Raw genomic sequence first — 16404 nt, 5'->3', positions numbered from 1 at the left:
GTACTGCAAAAGGTCTTGAGCGGCATATACTAAGCAGGCAAAGTTTCCTCTCGCTAGTCGAATTCGATAAATTTTGTCTCTCATCACAAAATAATTTGTCTTACGCGATCAGAACGTAAGCTTAAGTTATGCCAGTGAAATATCGGCTATTTGCAGATGAGAATCGCTTCGCTACTCCCTCTATATTAACGTGTGACGTTCGTAAAACACGCAATCACTGTTTTTAGTATGCAAACCCTTCACAATTGTGGGTATACTGCCCCCACTTAAAGTTTCATTGAATGACGAGAATGGTATGTCTGATAGAAAACACATTGAAGAGTTCGACCTTCTTTTAATTGCGAACCAAATCATCCAAGAGCACGATGACTACATTGAAGGCATGCGCGCAACAAGTGTAGAAGAAAAAGACGGTGTTTTGGTGTTTAAAGGTGAGTACTTCTTAGATGAAAAAGGTCTGCCGACAACCAACACTACTGCGGTTTTCAATATGTTTAAGTACCTAGCGCACCACCTTTCAAAAGAGTTCACATTGAACAAGTAAGCGCTTCAAATTCCAATAAAAAAGCCAGAGTCTCTACTCTGGCTTTTCACTTTCAATAAGGCGAATTAGCAGCTTAGTGCCTTTAACTTATCGAAGTAATCTGGGAAGGTCTTTGACGTACATTTAGGGTCGTTAATCGTCACTGGAGTATCACTCAGTGCCACTAATGAAAAACACATCGCCATGCGGTGATCATCGTAAGTATCAATCGCTGCGTGCGTAAGCTTAGGGACTGGTTTCACGATGATGTAGTCCTCACCCTCTTCCACCTCAGCACCGACTTTACGAAGCTCAGTCGCCATCGCTGAAAGGCGATCCGTTTCCTTTACGCGCCAGTTGTATACATTGCGAATTGCGGTTGTACCTTCAGCAAAAAGCGCTGTCGTTGCAATAGTCATTGCTGCATCAGGGATATGGTTATAATCCATATCGATGCCTTTTAACTGACCAACACGAGAAATGACGTAATCATCACCCCATTCGATTTCTGCACCCATTTTTTCAAGTGCATCAGCGAATTGGATATCTCCCTGAATGCTGTTCTTACCAATACCGGTTACTTTTACTTCACCACCCTTGATGGCAGCTGCGGCCAAAAAGTAAGAAGCAGAAGAAGCATCACCTTCCACCAAAAAATCACCCGGAGCGATATATTGCTGACCAGCTGGAATCACAAACTCTTGGTAATCATTGTTGATTACGTTGACACCAAACTGCTTCATAATATGGAGTGTAATGTCGATGTATGGTTTAGAAACCAACTCACCGTCAATATTGATGCGAATCTCACCATCAGCCAGCGGTGCTGACATTAAAAACGCTGTCAGAAATTGGCTAGAGATTGAACCATCAATCGATACAGAGCCAGACTTAAGTCCAGTACCAGTGATTTTCAGCGGTGGGTAGTTTTCGTTCTCTAGATATTCGACGTCAGCGCCTGCTGCTTTTAAGGCTGTCACTAGGTGACCAATTGGGCGTTCTTTCATGCGAGGTTCGCCAGTAAGAACGTATTCACCTTCACCTAAGCACAAGGCTGCTGCCAATGGGCGCATTGCTGTACCTGCGTTACCCAAAAATAGCTCAACAGGTTCAGAAACAGAAAATGGACGACCAAGCCCCTCTACGACACATTCTGTCTTGTCTTCAGACAACTGATACTGAACACCAAGCTTAGTCAGAGCGTTCAACATGTGGCGAATATCATCGCTGTCGAGAAGGTTGGTCAACCGAGTCGTGCCTTTTGCTAGAGCGGCAAGAAGCAAAGCTCGATTGGAAACGCTTTTTGATCCAGGAAGGTTCACTTCCCCTTGAATTTTATTGATAGGTTGTAACGTTAGGCTTTCCATTAAAAGTTGTTAATCCTTTGTGCTCTCACTTCACAATTTTTGAGAGCTAAACAATTCTTCGTGAATTCAGACTAACGAAAAAGCCACCACAAAACCAGAGCAAATCTACGCTAATTTTTGAATAATTAGTCAACTTCGTTTTTGCAGTACAAACATATACCCAAGTGACTTCAAGATGCATGGTTCAGACCGTTGTCATTGACTCGAGAGCAAAGAAAACAACGCAGTGTATTGGTTGCCAACTTTTGGCTTGGCTCCACTGAACCTTCAAATCCTAACCACGCTAACAAACCAAGCCATTGTCGCTACCCCAAACATCTCGAGGTTACTTAGAAATATCTAATACGCAATATCAACCCTGACACCATCATCAAAATACAGAATGCGTACATCATCACCACGGTTAAACAGCATACTATTATCAACGTCTTGAATGACGTTGATAAGTTTGTTGCCATCAACCTTAATTAGCAGCTCAACCAATTTATACTCAACCGTGTATTCGTAGTTATTTCGATTTCGAACGACTGCGGCCCCCGCGAGTGCGCCCACGGCAGTTGCGACTTCTCTACCTGTGCCACCACCAAATTGGTTGCCAACTAGACCACCAATTGTGGCACCAAGAAGCGTTTCCCAACCGTTACTTTGTGATTGCTTTACTTCTTGTTGAGTTATGTATCGCACAGAATCGACTTTGCCATACACCACTTGATTGACTGGTTTTGCTACATTTCTTTCATAAGCTGCATTGGCGAAAAATGGCAAAAACAGTATGATCCATGCCCATCGTTTTATATTAAGTCTTTCTCTGCTCATAATAAGCTCCTATAGGCTCTGATGTTGGTAAACTTCTCTTTATGGCTATCTATTTAACTGAACTTGATGATTCGCTCTCTTTTCCATCTCCCTATGATGCGCTGAGCGATCCAAACGGTTTATTGGCGTTTGGTGGCGACCTTAACCCCGACCGCATCCTATGTGGCTATCAACAAGGCATTTTCCCTTGGTATGGTCCCGGAGAGCCAATTCTCTGGTGGAGTCCATCACCACGAGCTGTTTTCGATCCTTTGACCTTTACGCCTTCCAAGAGTTTGAAAAAGTTTCAGCGTAAACAACAGTATAAAGTAACGTTAAACAACGCAACCGAACGTGTCATTCAGTTTTGCTCTTCCACCCGCCCTGCGGAAGAGACTTGGCTCAATGACGAGATGCAAGCTTCTTATATCGAGCTTGCAAAGCGTGGTCATTGTCACTCAGTAGAAGTATGGCACGACGATCAATTAATTGGCGGTCTATATGGTATTAGCGTCGGTCGACTTTTTTGTGGTGAGTCGATGTTTAGCCTCAAAGACAATGCTTCAAAAATCGCATTGTGGTATCTGTGCGAACACTTGGCGTCAAATCAAGGTCAATTGATTGATTGCCAGGTGATGAACCCACACCTAGCATCGCTTGGTGCATTTGAACTCCAACGCGACGATTTCATACAAAAACTACTATCTTTAAGAGATAAGAAAACCGATTTGGGCACGTTTGAGCCACAGATTTTGCAGGGCGCGGTATCATGAGCACAGATCTCCAACATATTCGTATTGGGTTAACCAACAACCATCCATGCAGCTATTTACCTGAGCGTGAAGAGCGTGTGGCAGTAGCTCTTGATGCTGATTTGCATACAGAGCAAAGCTATCAAGTATTGATGGCTAATGGTTTCCGCCGCAGTGGAGACACCATTTACAAGCCGCATTGTCAGCACTGTAGTGCTTGTCAACCAATCCGAATCGCAGTACCGGATTTCGTAGCATCCAAAAGCCAGAAACGTTTGCTAAACAAAGGAAAGGCACTGCATTGGGAGATGAAACCTGAGCTCGATTCAAATTGGTTTGAACTCTACAGCCGTTATATTTGCGAACGGCACCAAAATGGTACTATGTATCCACCTCGGGAAGACGAGTTCGCGCGATTTGCTCAAACAACATGGTTAACGACTGGCTTTCTTCATGTTTATGATGACGAAGCGCGCCTAGTAGCCGTTGCTGTCACTGATATTATGGAGCATTGTGCGAGTGCGTTTTACACCTTCTTTGACCCAGATTATCCTTTGTCTCTCGGGACCTTAGGCGTGCTTTTCCAGCTAGAATACTGCCGACAGCACAACAAACATTGGCTGTATCTAGGGTATCAAATCGATGAATGTCCGGCGATGAACTACAAAACTCGCTTTCAGAGACACCAAAGGCTAGTAAATCAGCGTTGGCAAGGGTAGAATACGCCCCAACTTTACATAATTACTGTTTAGCGGCAAAATTAGCCCGCTAATACCGCCTAATTTCTAAAGAGGATTAAATGGCTAAAGAAGACGTAATTGAGATGCAAGGCACTGTGCTTGACACTCTACCAAACACTATGTTCCGCGTTGAACTTGAAAACGGTCACGTTGTGACTGCACATATCTCTGGCAAGATGCGTAAGAACTACATCCGTATCCTTACTGGTGATAAAGTAACTGTAGAGATGACTCCATACGACCTATCTAAAGGCCGCATCGTCTTCCGTGCTCGTTAATCTCTGATTTTCGAATACAATAAAAAACGGAGCTCGTAGCTCCGTTTTTTATTGCTTGTCATTTGCTTTAAAAACCAGTCTGGCTTTGGCAATTCAATTCACGCTACAAGCTATACTCAAGTGACTTCAAGTTACAGGATTCAAAGCGTTATCACTGATTCTCTGTTTACCGAAAGTAAGCAAGGAAGACAACGAAGCGAAATAGCCAGCGTTTCAAATTGTTGCCTCGCCTTCAAATCTGGTCATTCTCGCTGAACCAAGCTTATTGAGGTTAATTGAGAATATATAGCAGGCATAAAAAAGCGCGCGACTAAGCGCACGCTTTTAGAACTCAACAAGACCTAAGCTTAGTGAAGCGCAGCTTCTTTCTCACTTAAGTACTCAAACTTAAGCTCGTCTTTCACCAACGTAACTTTCACTGTTCCACCGTCAACCAGTGATCCAAATAGAAGTTCATTCGCCAAAGGTTTCTTAAGCTGCTCTTGGATAACACGTCCCATAGGGCGAGCTCCCATCGCTTTGTCGTACCCCTTGTGAGCCAACCAATGACGCGCATCTTGCGATACTTCCATCGACACACCACGAGCGTCCAGTTGCACTTGTAGCTCCACGATGAACTTGTCAACCACTTGATGGATAACCGTTTCATCTAGGCTATTGAACCAAATGATATTGTCTAGACGGTTACGGAACTCAGGGGTAAATACCTTTTTGATTTCCGCCATCGCATCATGACTGTTGTCTTGTTGGATAAGACCGATCGATTTCTTCTCAGTTTCAGCTACACCTGCGTTCGTGGTCATTACAAGGATCACGTTGCGGAAGTCCGCTTTGCGACCGTTGTTGTCCGTTAGCGTACCGTTATCCATCACTTGCAGTAGCAAATTAAAGATATCCGGGTGTGCTTTTTCAATCTCATCAAGCAGCACGACCGAATGAGGATGTTTAATCACCGCATCCGTCAATAGACCACCTTGGTCGTAGCCAACATAACCTGGAGGCGCACCAATCAAGCGACTGACCGAGTGACGCTCACCATATTCAGACATATCAAAGCGCAGTAGCTCAATGCCTAGTAGTTTAGAAAGCTGAACGGTAACTTCTGTTTTACCAACGCCTGTTGGGCCTGCAAACAGGAATGAGCCAACAGGTTTGTTATCCACACCAAGACCAGCACGAGATAGCTTGATTGCTTCTGACAGTGCATCGATTGCCGTATCTTGACCGAACACAAGCATCTTCATCTTGTCATCCAGATTCTTCAGAATGTCTTTATCTGAAGATGATACTGATTTCTCTGGAATACGTGCCATCTTAGCGACCATCGCTTCGATGTCTGCAACACCAACGGTCTTCTTACGACGGCTTGCTGGTGCTAGACGACTGCGGGCGCCTGCTTCATCAATAACGTCGATTGCTTTGTCTGGCAAGTGACGCTCGTTGATGTACTTCGCTGACAGCTCTACCGCTGCACGCAGCGCTTTGTTGGTATAACGTACTTCGTGGTGCGCTTCATACTTAGGTTTCAAACCAATTAGAATTTTGGTTGTATCATCCAGAGAAGGCTCTACCACATCGATCTTTTGGAAACGACGGGACAATGCACGCTCTTTCTCAAAGATGTTGCTGTACTCTTGGTACGTCGTTGAACCGATACAACGCAACTTACCACTACTTAGTAGAGGCTTGATCAGGTTAGCGGCATCGACTTGACCACCAGAAGCGGCACCCGCACCGATGATGGTATGAATTTCATCGATAAACAGGATCGCGTCTTCTTCTTTCTCTAGCTGCTTTAACACAGACTTAAAGCGCTTCTCGAAATCACCACGGTATTTAGTACCAGCGAGTAAAGAACCAATGTCCAGCGAGTAAATCACACTGTTTTGAATCACTTCAGGAACCTGCCCCTCAACGATTCTCCAAGCGAGCCCTTCGGCAATCGCGGTTTTACCTACGCCAGCTTCACCCACAAGTAATGGGTTATTTTTGCGGCGGCGACAAAGTACTTGGATTGTACGCTCTAGCTCTTTATCACGACCAATAAGAGGGTCGATATTACCGGCTTTTGCAACTTGGTTTAGATTTGTAGCAAAGCTTTCTAAACGTTCTTCTGGGTTGGTTTCTTCAGGCGCTTCCGAGCCAAAAGAATCGGACGAAGAAGAGTCTTCGCTTGAACCAGAAGCTTTGGTAATACCATGAGAGATAAAGTTAACGATATCCAAACGAGAGATATCATTCTTTTTCAGCAGATAAGCGGCGTGAGACTCTTGCTCACTAAAAATAGCAACAAGAACGTTTGCCCCGGTCACTTCGCTTCGACCAGACGACTGAACATGGAAGACGGCGCGTTGAAGTACACGCTGGAAACTCAATGTCGGCTGGGTTTCGCGCGTCTCATCGCTTTCTGGGATGAGCGGCGTTGTTTGGTCGATAAAAATATCGAGTTCGTTACGCAAAGCATCAAGGTCCGCTTTGCAGGCTAGAAGGGCTTCCTTAGCTGCATCATTCTCCAATAATGCAAGTAGGAGGTGTTCGACAGTCATGAACTCGTGGCGTTTGTCACGTGCACGAGCGAATGCACCGTTAAGGCTTGACTCTAGTTCTTTATTTAGCATAAGTACCTCCCGAAAGAACAACTTTGGTTGCTCGAGCAAGTCTTCTTATTACGCTTGCTCCATAGTACATAGTAGCGGATGCTCATTTTCCCTTGAGTACATCGTCACTTGCGCTACTTTTGTTTCGGCAATTTCTGCACTGTATGTGCCACAAATTGCCTTTCCTTCATAGTGAATCTTGAGCATGATTTGCGTTGCTTTATCAATATCATGTGAAAAGAATCGCTCAAGCACCTCTATGACGAAATCCATAGGTGTATAGTCATCATTATTGAGTACAACGTTGTATAGCTTTGGCGGCTGAACTTTTGTACTTTCTCGCTCCAGAAGATCTGAGTCTGGAGTCACCCATTCAAAATTTTTACTCATGGCAATTCAAAGATATCGTATCAAAGGGTTGATGTTTTCGACCTATAAAAACAATCTACCATAAGCATGCCGTGCGGTGTAGTGAGATATGACACCTAATTCGATTTTGATAGATAAAATTTGCGTCCTCATATAGAGACTAATGCACCTCCGGCAGGCGCGCAAATAAAAGATTTTTATCTCTTAGAACGGTTATTTTTTGCTGTTAGAACTATCAATTTTTGCTCTGTTTCCATATAACCGATAAACATTCTTAAACTGCCAAGATCACACTTACAACGGAAAAGTCGCTAAATATCACGAAAACATCACTTTTTATTCATTTAGTAGAATCTTCTAATGTACACACTTGGTTTAGAATGCCTTCGCTCTATTTCAATACCTTGCAGACCTTTTATCTAAACTTCGGCGAACCACCTCGATTGAGTTTGCAAAATTGTTAATCTCAAAAGTGATTTGTTTTCAAATATGTTTCTTAATGTTGTCTTTCACTATTGACTGACGAGATTCATTGACTACAGTGGAAAGTGTTGATGCATAAATCCTCATTCTGAATTTGTTGGATTTCTAACAATTTGATGAATGTGGATGTGCACACTCGACGTGTGTTAGCAATTACTAGCATAGCAAGGCTAACAATGAGACCAAGCTGAAGGGATGGCTTGGGTGAAGTAACAACATCAGTAAAAAATGCATGAGGGATGTAAAAGCATGGCTACAGGTACAGTAAAGTGGTTTAACAACGCCAAAGGATTTGGGTTTATTTGTTCAGACGAAGAGGAAGGAGACATTTTCGCCCACTACTCAACTATCCAAATGGACGGTTATCGTACACTGAAAGCAGGCCAACAAGTCTCATACGAGATTGAAAAAGGTCCAAAAGGTTCACACGCAAGCAGCGTTGTTCCAATAGAAGGCCAAGCCAAATAAATAGAGCGCTGTCGGAAAGACAAATCATTTACTCTCGTAGAAGCACACGAGCTTTTATGAAGAGAAAAATAAACCCGCGTAAAGCGGGTTTATTGTTTCTATAGGTCTACCGAAGTAGCGTGTACAAGATTATTTATTGATAATAGCGTTCAGCGTTGCGCTTGGACGCATCAATGTAGACGCTAGAGAATCATCAAGCGAGTAGTAACCACCTAGCTCGCCTTTTACACCCTGCGCGTTGTTTAGCTCAGACACAATCGCTTCCTCTTGCTCTGCCAACGCTTTTGCGACAGGGGCAAACTCTGCTGCAAGATCCGCGTCTTCTGTTTGCTCAGCCAATGCTTTCGCCCAGTACGATGCTAAGTAGTAATGGCTACCACGGTTATCCAACTCACCTACTTTACGAGAAGGTGATTTATTTTCGTCTAAGAACTCGCCTGTTGCTTTATCAAGAGCGTCAGCAAGAACTTGAGCCTTCGCATTGCCCGCCACAGAGCTTAGGTGCTCTAGAGAAGCTGCCAGCGCAAGGAACTCACCTAGAGAATCCCAACGTAAGTGGTTTTCTTTTTCAACTTGCTGAACGTGCTTAGGTGCCGAACCTCCTGCTCCCGTTTCAAATAGACCACCACCGTTCATTAGCGGAACGATAGATAGCATCTTCGCTGAAGTACCAAGCTCCAAAATTGGGAACAAATCGGTCAGGTAATCACGCAATACGTTACCCGTTACAGAAATGGTATCTAGACCTTCTTTGATACGCTCTAGAGAGAATTTACATGCATCGATTGGCGCAAGGATCTTAATTTCTAGACCTGAAGTATCGTGTGCTGGAAGGTAGGCATTCACTTTTTTGATAAGTTCTGCATCATGAGCACGCGCTTCATCAAGCCAGAACACAGCCGGCGCACCCGAAGCACGAGCACGAGTTACCGCAAGTTTCACCCAATCTTGGATTGGCGCATCTTTGACCTGACACATACGGAAGATGTCACCTTCTTCTACTTCTTGCTCAAGAAGAACCGCACCAGAAGCATCTACAACACGTACAGTACCTGCTGCATCTAAAATGAATGTCTTATCGTGTGAACCGTATTCTTCAGCTTTCTGAGCCATTAGACCTACGTTTGGTACGCTACCCATAGTTGTTGGGTCAAATGCACCATGTTCTTTACAAAAATCGATAACCGCTTGGTAAATACCTGCATAGCTACGATCTGGAATCATTGCTTTAGTATCTTTCTGTTTGCCGTCTGGTCCCCACATTTGACCAGATGCACGCAGCATTGCTGGCATAGAAGCATCAACGATGATGTCACTTGGTACGTGCAGGTTGGTAATACCGCGATCTGAGTCAACCATCGCGAGTGCTGGTTGTGTTTCGTATACCGCAAGGATCGCCGCTTCGATTTCCGCTTTTTGTTCAGCAGGTAGCGCATCGATCTTCGCGTATACGTCACCGATACCATTGTTTACATCAACGCCTAGCTCTTCAAATAGCTTGCCGTATTTTGCAAACACGTCTTTGTAGTAAACCTTAACAGCATGACCAAAGATAACTGGATCCGATACCTTCATCATGGTCGCTTTCATGTGTAGAGAGAGCAGAACGTCTTGCTGTTTTGCTTCTGCAATTTCCTTCTCAAAGAACTCAACAAGCGCTTTCTTGTTCATTACCGAACAATCGAGCACTTCTTTGTCTTGTAAAGGGAACGCCGATTTAAGTTCTTTCACCGAACCATCTGCAGCGACAAATTCAATTTTTACGTCAGTAGCACCAGAAACGGTTGCCGATTTTTCACTACCGAAGAAGTCGTTGTCTGCCATGCTTGAAACATGAGATTGAGAATCCGCTGACCATGCACCCATTGAGTGTGGGTTCTTCTTCGCGTAATTCTTTACTGAAAGTGGCGCACGACGGTCTGAGTTACCTTCGCGTAGAACCGGGTTAACCGCACTACCTTTGATTTTGTCGTAAGTCGCTTTAATCGCTTCTTCTTCGTAAGTGCTCGGCTCTTCTGGGTAGTTTGGTAGCTCATAGCCTTTTGCTTGCAGCTCTTTGATAGCAGCTTTTAACTGCGGGATAGATGCAGAAATGTTTGGAAGTTTGATGATGTTTGCTTCTGGCATTTTCGCCAACTCGCCAAGTTCTGCTAGCGCGTCACCGATGCGCTGTTCTTCTTTTAAATGCTCTGGGAAGTTAGCGATGATACGACCTGCTAACGAAATATCACGAGTATCTACATTAATGCCAGACGATGCAGTAAACGATTGAATGATTGGTAGTAATGAATAGGTTGCTAACGCCGGGGCTTCATCAGTGATTGTGTAGATAATTGTAGGTTTTTCTGTAGGCATGAAATTTCCCTATTTTTTACTCAACTAAGCTGAACAACTCAGCAACTGAGTTCGTTGAATTTACGCATTGCTTAACGTTAGTAGTGCATTCCTCCTCACCAACGTGACATGCGGTTTGCACTCTTTCTTATAGTTTGAAGCTCTATGGCTCTCTATCCATGAGTGCACTTTGTGCCAAGTTTGCTTTCATGAAGTTCTTTTGCAAAAACACCTCTCTAAAAGCAACTTGGCTATATCATTAAACAAATAACACGAAATAGTCTATTATTCTGTGCGCTTTTGTTAGTTTTAGGCGCGCAAATGATAGCCGATAAGAAGAAAACTTAAAACTTTCAAACACAGTTCATTTACATTTTTGCAAGGTAGTTAACATGTCATCTCGCACGGGTCATGAAAAAGGTCGCCGTAGTAACCACTCTAAACCGAGCCATTTTAAACGCTCAGGCAAGTCAAACCATTCAAATGGACAGGCGAAAAATCGACCAGGGCGCTCTACCCGTTCATCAAAGTCAACAAAACCACGCATTACACCAGAAGACCGTAAGGTGATCATCTTCAACAAACCTTATGATACGTTGAGCCAATTTACCGATGGAGATGGTCGTAAAACGTTAGCGGATTACATCCCTGTCAAAGATGTATACGCGGCAGGACGGTTAGATAGAGATAGCGAAGGTCTGATGGTGCTAACAAATGATGGCATCTTGCAAGCAAAGTTGACACAACCTCAATCAAAGTCGCCAAAAACTTACTGGGTACAAGTAGATGGAGCACCTAATGAAGAGGACTTGGAAAAACTTCGTAAAGGTGTTGAATTGAAAGATGGCATGACATTACCAGCAAAAGTAGAAGTGATGCCTGAACCAAAGATCTGGGATAGAAATCCGCCCGTTCGGTTTAGAGCTAATATTCCTACAACTTGGCTAGCAATTACGATCATTGAAGGTCGAAATCGCCAAGTACGACGAATGACAGCACATATTGGCTTCCCGACACTGCGTTTAGTACGTTACTCCATGGGTGATATTGCGCTTGACGACTTGAAGCCGGGAGAATGGCGAGAAGTCACTCTCTAAGCTCGTCTAAGCTCGCACATCCAAAAACACCCACATCAAAAAATATAAAAAGCAGGTCAAGACCTGCTTTTTATATTTTTGTCGTCACCAATAATATTTATTGTTGAGCAACCCACTTCATGAATGCCTGACGTTCTTCGTCTGTCATTTCTAGGTAGGCAATCTTCGCTTTTGTTACCGGTGATTTTACTCTTTGCGCGCTTTTGCTAGTTGCCGTTACAGCCGTCGCTGCTTGTAGCTCAGACAATTCGACTCTCTTACCGTTAGCAAAGAAAACGCCATTAGCTTCATTGTATTCCGCTAGTTGCTCATCTAGGTTTGAGTAAGGGAACGCACCTTTCTCACCTGGCATTTTATATTGCGAGTAATCAATTGACTTATCGTTGAAACTTACTTTCCAGTCCATTTTGTCTTGTTCGAACAGCTTGTCTGCCTGACGTTTTTCTCTAAAAGATGGCGCATCAATATAAAGCTCACCCGCACCAGAGCTAAAGCCAAGAATATACGGTGCAGAGTAAACTTGAGTACGCTTATCACCGCGCCCAATAGCTTTGTTTACTTTTACAACTACTTGGTTAGAGCCATCAACAAGACCAAACGGTTCACTCAAATCATCCGCACTAACGCCATTTACAAACAGCACTTGAACGCCTTGAGCGGTAGTTAAGGTTGCTGAAGTATCAGCTTTATTTGTTGTGTCTGCGTTCGCTGTTGTACCAAACAACCCAAGCACAAATGCTACAGTCCAAGCTTTTAGTCTCATATCCTAATAACCTTAAAATTCAATTAATTACATCAAAAGAGTTAAATATCGCTTACGATTCATCACAGTTTGAGGAAATCATTGCTGAAAAGCCAATCATTTCTACATCATTGACTGTAGATAATTGGTAAGCGCATTCAAGTCTCAAAAATCTTCATGTACTCACTTAGTCCATGCTTTCAGGAGCCTAAGGAGATGCAAGCTTTTAATATAAAAAAGGCCGCAATAAATGCGACCTTTACTATATCTACTTAAGTTCTGAAATTAGAACGTGTAGTAAACACCAGCAACAACTAGGTCAGCTTCTTTCTTAGAAACGTTTTTCTCGTCGTTTTCGCTTGCAGTGTATTCGATGAACGTTAGAACGTTACCAGTTACAGCGTAGTCAGCACCAAACGTGTAGTAAGACTGGTCGTGGTCGCCTTCGTACTCAGTGAAACCAAATGAAGTGTAAACGCGTGCTTCGTTCATTTGGTAAGCAGCTACTGCAGACCATGTATCTTGGTCAGCTTTGTTTAGCTCTTCAGCAACGTAGTTAACTGCAGCAGAGAAGTTATCCATGTTGAAGCGAACAGCTGCACCCATTACTTGGTAATCAGTACCAGCAACGTCACGGTTCTCTTGATCTTGGTAAGAAGCACCAACAGTGAACATGTCGTTGATTGCGTATTGTGCAGATAGACCGAATGCAGTATCGATTTTCTCGTTTTGATCTAGGTATGCATCAGCGATAACAGTTAGCTTGTCGAAGCTACCTTTAACTGAAACAGCGTGACCAGCACTTTCTTTTGATTTTACGAAATCATCAACGTAACCAAGACCTTCGTTAGTGTTGTCGATAGTGATTGCGTCTAGAGAGTCGCCGAAATCACCAACTTCACCTAGAGCCACACCCCAGTTGTCACCGAAGTAAGCACCGAAGTATAGGTCATCTGTACGTACGCGAGCGTGGTCAGAGCTGCTGTCTTTATCGAAGAACTCGCCGTTTTCTAGTTCAAATGAACCGAATACTTTGATGTCTTCGTTTAGTTTGTGCTCTGCATCGATTTGGATTTTAGCCCATAGGTCAACGTCTACGTCACGCTTAACTGTAGTTTTGCCGTTTTCTTTGCCTTCTACAGTACTTACGTAAGTATCGATCTCACCCTTAAGGTTGAAAGAAGTTGTACCGTTGTCGTAGATGTTGCCTGCTGCTAGTGCAGACGTAGAGATGCCTGCTACTGCAAGAGCTACTAGAGTCTTTTTCATAATTAATCCACTGCCTTTTCTTAGATTGGGATATCCTTTCCGATTCCCTTTTTTATATTTTTGAGGTCGCTTGTTATCAAATCGCAACAATGCTTTACCTGCAAAATCTGGGCACTAGAGTGCAAAAGATTATTCTGGCTGTCAAATTTTCTAAATCACAACATCAAAAAACAAAAAAATCTTTATTTTACAGCAACATAGAAATTTAAGTTTCAATTATTCGATGAAGTTCTAAACAATCGACTTGATTTTTCTTAATTTAGCAAAAGATAAACAAAAGAGATAAACAACCTTACAACAACAAAAAACCGAATTAATTCAGAATAAAATTCTGGTCAAATGGCATTTTTGAAGCTTTATATTTTTCACCTAATGAAATTATTTTCATTTAGATTGAGTTCAATATTTTTTTGTGAACAAGATCTACATTCCACATAAAAGCATTCCGTTTTGTGAACTACAGTACAACTAGTGATGTGTGCTACTATGCGCGCCCCACGCGTTTGAGGCACTTATGCTAACTAGTAACATCCAAAAATCGATCAGAACCAGCTACCAGAACTTACAAGCTCAACTGGATAACTTTGTACCTCGAAGAGCGCAAAATTACCTAGTCGCAGAGATTGCTAAGACGTTGTGCGGGCAATACCACAAATCGAATAGAATGCTTGTTGCAGAAGCAGGAACAGGGATCGGTAAGTCATTGTCATATCTGATGGCAGTTATTCCCGTGGCAGTCTACAACAACCGAAAAGTCGTGATTTCGACTGCAACAGTCGCGTTGCAAGAACAGTTGGTGAATAAAGATCTCCCATTATTTCGTCGTATTACCGACCGAGAGTTTTCTTTTATTCTGGCAAAAGGGCGCCAACGTTATTGCTGCGCGGAGAAACTCGCAACGGCAAGTGGTGTCGATGGCGGACAACTTGCCATGTTTGAGACTAAGCCAAAAAAGAAAGACATTGATTTGTTGGAAACCATGTACCGTTCTCTTGCTCAAGGCAAATGGGATGGCGACCGCGACTCCTGGCCAAAACCTATTGATGACCATATCTGGCAATTGATTGTCAGTGACAAGCACAGCTGTAATAACAGCCTACCAGCTCATCGTAACTGCCCTTTCCAAAAAGCACGTTCAGAACTGGATAAAAATGATGTCATCATCGCAAACCATTCATTAGTAATGGCAGACGCCGATCTGGGTGGTGGCGTAATTCTGCCCGAGCCGGAAAATACTATTTATGTCTTTGATGAGGCGCATCATCTTCCGCACGTCGCACGAGACCACGCTTCCGCATCTGCAAGCTTAAAAGGAGCGGCAGCTTGGTTAGAAAAACTCAATCAGTCCACCAGCAAATTCTCATCATTGGCAGACGAGAAACGCGTCGCACGCTTTCGCAATGACTTGCAGGAGTCGGTACAAGAACTCATTCCCGCGCTTAGCCAATTAACAAAGCAATTTGACCCAAACCAATTTGAAGAAAACATCTATCGCTTTGAACATGGCGAACTTCCAACTTGGTTAGAAAATCAATCTAAAGATTTAAAACAGCTCAGTAAAAAAGCAAACCAAAGTGTCGCGAAAATTGCGGATTTGATTGCTGAGCGAGTAAAAGACGGGGAACTTTCTTCAAGGTTAGCAGAGCCAGCTCTGGCTGAATTGGGGTTCTACATTCAGCGCTTAGAAAATCTTGCTCAAGTTTGGAACTTGATGGCAGAGCCAACACGAGAAAAAGGGGCACCGTTAGCAAGGTGGCTTGAGAAGCACCCAGATCGTGAAGGTGACTATATTGTGAGCGTTTCACCTTTGGAAATAGGCTGGCAACTTGATCAACAAATCTGGAGTCGTTGTATCGGTGCGGTATTAGTCTCTGCTACGATGCGTGCACTGAATTCATTCCATTACTTTTGCCATCAAGTGGGAGTAGACGCAAAACCTGAGTCAGGTACGCAGTTTTTAGCCTTGGCGTCACCGTTTGATTATCAGAACCAAGCGGAGCTTTTAATCCCTGCGATGAAGTATGAACCTCAAGCGCCACAGTTTACCGAATATCTTATTGAAATTTTGCCTAAGTATTTAGAAGACAACAAAGCGAACTTGGTATTATTCTCGTCATATTGGCAGATGAACCAAGTCGCAGATGCTCTAAGTGCTGATTTTGTAAAACGAGGCTGGGCACTGCAAGTACAAGGCGAAAGTTCACGTGCAGAAATTCTAAAAAAACATAAAAAGCTCGTCGACCAACAGAAAACCAGTATTCTCTTTGGCACGGGTAGCTTCTCGGAAGGTCTTGATTTACCAGGAGAGCTATTGGAAAACTTGGTCATTACTAAGATTCCTTTTGGTGTCCCTACCTCACCCGTAGAGCAAGCGCACTCAGAGTACATAGAAAAGAAAGGGGGCAACCCATTCATGCAAATTACTGTGCCTGATGCGAGCAAAAAACTGATTCAAAGTGTCGGTCGTTTACTGCGCAAAGAGCGCGATTCTGGTAGAGTGACCATCCTTGATAGACGTTTGATAACAAAACGCTACGGGCAAGCCTTAATTGACTCGTTGCCGCCATTTAAACGCAAGATAGAATATTAG

At 43.4% G+C, this 16404-nt stretch carries 14 protein-coding genes; 7 read left to right on the top strand and 7 right to left on the bottom strand.

The window, feature by feature from the left end; all coding sequences use genetic code 11:
• Window positions 1–295 precede the first annotated feature (295 nt).
• The gene (locus tag VHA02S_RS01500; RefSeq protein WP_005450369.1) at window positions 296–544 is read left to right on the top strand and encodes a YciN family protein; all 249 of its coding nucleotides are present in this window, start codon (window positions 296–298) and stop codon (window positions 542–544) included.
• A 65-nt stretch (window positions 545–609) separates the two neighbouring features.
• On the opposite strand, the gene aroA is transcribed toward VHA02S_RS01500, so the two are convergent.
• Window positions 610–1890 carry a 3-phosphoshikimate 1-carboxyvinyltransferase gene (gene aroA, locus VHA02S_RS01495; RefSeq protein WP_005450370.1) on the bottom strand — a complete coding sequence of 427 codons (1281 nt, stop codon included), beginning with the start codon at window positions 1888–1890 and terminating at the stop codon, window positions 610–612.
• A gap of 339 nt (window positions 1891–2229) precedes the next feature.
• Complete coding sequence (locus tag VHA02S_RS01490; RefSeq protein WP_005450372.1) at window positions 2230–2706, bottom strand: outer membrane lipoprotein; 477 nt, start codon at window positions 2704–2706, stop codon at window positions 2230–2232.
• 41 nt (window positions 2707–2747) lie between these two features.
• Between VHA02S_RS01490 and aat the strand changes: the two genes are divergently transcribed.
• The 3 genes from aat to infA all read left to right on the top strand — a co-directional run bounded on the left by aat (window position 2748) and on the right by infA (window position 4455).
• Window positions 2748–3458: a leucyl/phenylalanyl-tRNA--protein transferase gene (gene aat / locus VHA02S_RS01485; RefSeq protein WP_005450374.1), complete on the top strand. Its 711-nt coding sequence runs from the start codon at window positions 2748–2750 to the stop codon at window positions 3456–3458.
• Window positions 3455–4156, top strand: coding sequence for an arginyltransferase (locus VHA02S_RS01480; protein ID WP_005450375.1), 702 nt, complete (start codon window positions 3455–3457; stop codon window positions 4154–4156). The genes aat and VHA02S_RS01480 overlap by 4 nt, the downstream gene beginning before the upstream one ends.
• A gap of 80 nt (window positions 4157–4236) precedes the next feature.
• On the top strand, window positions 4237–4455 hold the full coding sequence (gene infA, locus VHA02S_RS01475) for a translation initiation factor IF-1 (RefSeq protein ID WP_001040192.1): 219 nt from the start codon (window positions 4237–4239) through the stop codon (window positions 4453–4455).
• 347 nt (window positions 4456–4802) lie between these two features.
• On the opposite strand, the gene clpA is transcribed toward infA, so the two are convergent.
• Both clpA and clpS read right to left on the bottom strand, forming a co-directional pair.
• The gene (clpA, locus tag VHA02S_RS01470; RefSeq protein ID WP_005449844.1) at window positions 4803–7073 is read right to left on the bottom strand and encodes an ATP-dependent Clp protease ATP-binding subunit ClpA; all 2271 of its coding nucleotides are present in this window, start codon (window positions 7071–7073) and stop codon (window positions 4803–4805) included.
• A 48-nt stretch (window positions 7074–7121) separates the two neighbouring features.
• Complete coding sequence (clpS, locus tag VHA02S_RS01465; protein ID WP_005427554.1) at window positions 7122–7442, bottom strand: ATP-dependent Clp protease adapter ClpS; 321 nt, start codon at window positions 7440–7442, stop codon at window positions 7122–7124.
• 711 nt (window positions 7443–8153) lie between these two features.
• Between clpS and cspD the strand changes: the two genes are divergently transcribed.
• Window positions 8154–8372 carry a cold shock domain-containing protein CspD gene (gene cspD, locus VHA02S_RS01460; RefSeq protein ID WP_005427548.1) on the top strand — a complete coding sequence of 73 codons (219 nt, stop codon included), beginning with the start codon at window positions 8154–8156 and terminating at the stop codon, window positions 8370–8372.
• 129 nt (window positions 8373–8501) lie between these two features.
• Here cspD and VHA02S_RS01455 read toward each other — a convergent pair whose 3' ends face one another.
• Complete coding sequence (locus VHA02S_RS01455; RefSeq protein ID WP_038898165.1) at window positions 8502–10727, bottom strand: NADP-dependent isocitrate dehydrogenase; 2226 nt, start codon at window positions 10725–10727, stop codon at window positions 8502–8504.
• A gap of 371 nt (window positions 10728–11098) precedes the next feature.
• Between VHA02S_RS01455 and VHA02S_RS01450 the strand changes: the two genes are divergently transcribed.
• On the top strand, window positions 11099–11803 hold the full coding sequence (locus VHA02S_RS01450; RefSeq protein ID WP_005449848.1) for a pseudouridine synthase: 705 nt from the start codon (window positions 11099–11101) through the stop codon (window positions 11801–11803).
• A gap of 97 nt (window positions 11804–11900) precedes the next feature.
• On the opposite strand, the gene VHA02S_RS01445 is transcribed toward VHA02S_RS01450, so the two are convergent.
• Together VHA02S_RS01445 and VHA02S_RS01440 are read right to left on the bottom strand one after the other, a co-directional pair.
• Window positions 11901–12566, bottom strand: a complete 666-nt coding sequence (locus tag VHA02S_RS01445) for a DUF2057 domain-containing protein (RefSeq protein ID WP_038898166.1) — start codon at window positions 12564–12566, stop codon at window positions 11901–11903.
• 264 nt (window positions 12567–12830) lie between these two features.
• Window positions 12831–13814: a porin gene (locus VHA02S_RS01440; RefSeq protein WP_009698301.1), complete on the bottom strand. Its 984-nt coding sequence runs from the start codon at window positions 13812–13814 to the stop codon at window positions 12831–12833.
• A 514-nt stretch (window positions 13815–14328) separates the two neighbouring features.
• Between VHA02S_RS01440 and dinG the strand changes: the two genes are divergently transcribed.
• Entirely contained in the window at window positions 14329–16404 is a 2076-nt protein-coding gene (gene dinG, locus VHA02S_RS01435; RefSeq protein WP_029788996.1) for an ATP-dependent DNA helicase DinG, read from the top strand.

Source organism: Vibrio harveyi NBRC 15634 = ATCC 14126 = KCTC 12724 (genome assembly GCF_001591145.1).
GTDB classification, from domain to species: Bacteria; Pseudomonadota; Gammaproteobacteria; order Enterobacterales; family Vibrionaceae; genus Vibrio; species Vibrio harveyi.
Note: the sequence above shows the minus strand (reverse complement) of the source record. Positions and strands in the feature narration are given on the sequence as shown.